Annotated in this window: 2 tRNA genes and 2 rRNA genes; all 4 read right to left on the bottom strand. The window is 51.7% G+C overall.

From position 1 onward, the window contains the following. Positions 1–880, bottom strand: a 23S ribosomal RNA gene (locus B9A11_RS21015); the annotation flags it as partial. A 401-nt stretch (positions 881–1,281) separates the two neighbouring features. Then, a tRNA-Ala gene (locus tag B9A11_RS21020) sits at positions 1,282–1,357 on the bottom strand. Positions 1,358–1,416: 59 nt separating this feature from the next. Then, positions 1,417–1,493: transfer RNA gene (locus B9A11_RS21025), tRNA-Ile, on the bottom strand. Between the two features lie 144 nt (positions 1,494–1,637). After that, positions 1,638–2,234 (bottom strand): 16S ribosomal RNA (locus B9A11_RS21030); the annotation flags it as partial.

The raw sequence follows: 2,234 nt of genomic DNA on the forward strand, positions 1-2,234 counted from the left end.
CCCCCGGGGTATTCGGATGACGCTCTACCTAAATAGATTTCGCGGAGAACCAGCTATCTCCGAGTTTGATTGGCCTTTCACCCCTAGGCACAACTCATCCCGACCTTTTTCAACAGGTGTGGGTTCGGACCTCCAGTAAGTGTTACCTTACCTTCATCCTGGTCATGCCTAGATCACTCGGTTTCGGGTCTGATCCATCTAACTCGACGCCCTATTAAGACTCGCTTTCGCTGCGCCTACACCTAACGGCTTAAGCTTGCTAGATAGACCAAGTCGATGACCCATTATACAAAAGGTACGCCGTCAGGACTCGAGGTCCCTCCGACTGATTGTAGGCGTTCGGTTTCAGGTACTGTTTCACTCCCCTCGTCGGGGTGCTTTTCACCTTTCCCTCACGGTACTGGTTCGCTATCGGTCAGCAAGGAGTACTTAGCCTTCGAAGGTGGTCCTCCGATCTTCAGACAGGATTTCACGTGTCCCGCCCTACTTAATACGTCCATCAGAGCTTCTCATACGGGGCTGTCACCCACTATGGCTGTGCTTCCCAACACATTCTGATCACTCATCTGGCTCGGCTGGTCCCCGTTCGCTCGCCGCTACTAGGGGAGTATCAATTGATTTCCTTTCCTCCGGGTACTTAGATGTTTCAGTTCCCCGGGTTTGCTCTTCAAACCCTATGTATTCAGGTAAGAAGTACCTGTTTCAGCCCGTTATAAGCTACCTTGCGGTAATTATAACAAACTGTCAGGTGGGTTGCCCCATTCGGAGATCCATGTATCAAAGCCTATTCTCGGCTCCACATGGCTTATCGCAGAGTATCACGTCCTTCATCGCCTCTTGCTGCCAAGGCATCCACCAAACGCCCTTCTCGCGCTTGATTTGATCCAGTAAAAGCAAGGTGTGGTCCGCTGGTTCGCAAGACCCTTGCATGGATATGCAACCGGCAAGCTGACATATCCGTTTTACTGCATCATAAGCATACTATTTTCCCGCCCTGACTAGTGTCAGGACATGTCAGTAATCAGTGATTACTGACGGGTTAGTGTACTTGACTTGGACAACGATTGCTCGTTTCAAGTTGGGATATCGAAAGCATTTCCGGCTAGGAATGCAGTCAACCTTCCACAAAAGTGGAACCAACTGAGGTTATCCGCTTACTTACGGTAACCAAGCAATGTTGATTGATTATCTCTATACGATGTCATTCTCACCCGAAGGTGAAGTGTGTCCGATTGGACGGATAAAAACCAAACCTGGTTCTTATCGATCAAATCGAGGAAGTGGTGGAGCCTAGGAGGATCGAACTCCTGACCTCCTGAATGCAAATCAGGCGCTCTCCCAGCTGAGCTAAGGCCCCATATTTTTTGGCCTACCGCCTTTCGGCTAATTGAGACCAACGTAAATCCCGCAGGATTATGGTGGGTCGAGGAGGACTTGAACCTCCGACCTCACGCTTATCAGGCGTGCGCTCTAACCACCTGAGCTACCGACCCAGACAGGCCGGTAGGCCTGAAGTTTACTGTACTGAAGAGATATGAGGACGACCCAGGTTCGTCTGATATAGACCGGCAAAGGTACCGGTCATTGCTAAGTGCATCATGAGAAAGACAAGTCTTTCTAACTAGATACATCCTTAGAAAGGAGGTGATCCAGCCGCAGGTTCCCCTACGGCTACCTTGTTACGACTTCACCCCAGTCGCTGATCCTACCGTGGTCCGCTGCCTCCTCGAGAGGTTAGCGCACGGCCGTCAGGTAGAACCAACTCCCATGGTGTGACGGGCGGTGTGTACAAGGCCCGGGAACGTATTCACCGCGTCATGCTGTTACGCGATTACTAGCGATTCCGACTTCATGGGGTCGAGTTGCAGACCCCAATCCGAACTGAGATATCTTTTGGGGATTAACCCACTGTAGATACCATTGTAGCACGTGTGTAGCCCAACCCGTAAGGGCCATGAGGACTTGACGTCATCCACACCTTCCTCCCGCTTATCACGGGCAGTTTCCCTAGAGTGCCCAGCCGAACTGCTGGCAACTAAGGATGTGGGTTGCGCTCGTTGCCGGACTTAACCGAACATCTCACGACACGAGCTGACGACAGCCATGCAGCACCTGTCCTGCCGTCCCCGAAGGGAACCATCCATCTCTGGATGTGGCGACAAATGTCAAGGGTTGGTAAGGTTCTGCGCGTTGCTTCGAATTAAACCACATGCTCCACCGCTTGTGCGGGCCCC

The sequence above is a fragment of the Tropicibacter naphthalenivorans genome, from assembly GCF_900176475.1.
In the GTDB taxonomy this organism is placed as follows: domain Bacteria; phylum Pseudomonadota; class Alphaproteobacteria; order Rhodobacterales; family Rhodobacteraceae; genus Tropicibacter; species Tropicibacter naphthalenivorans.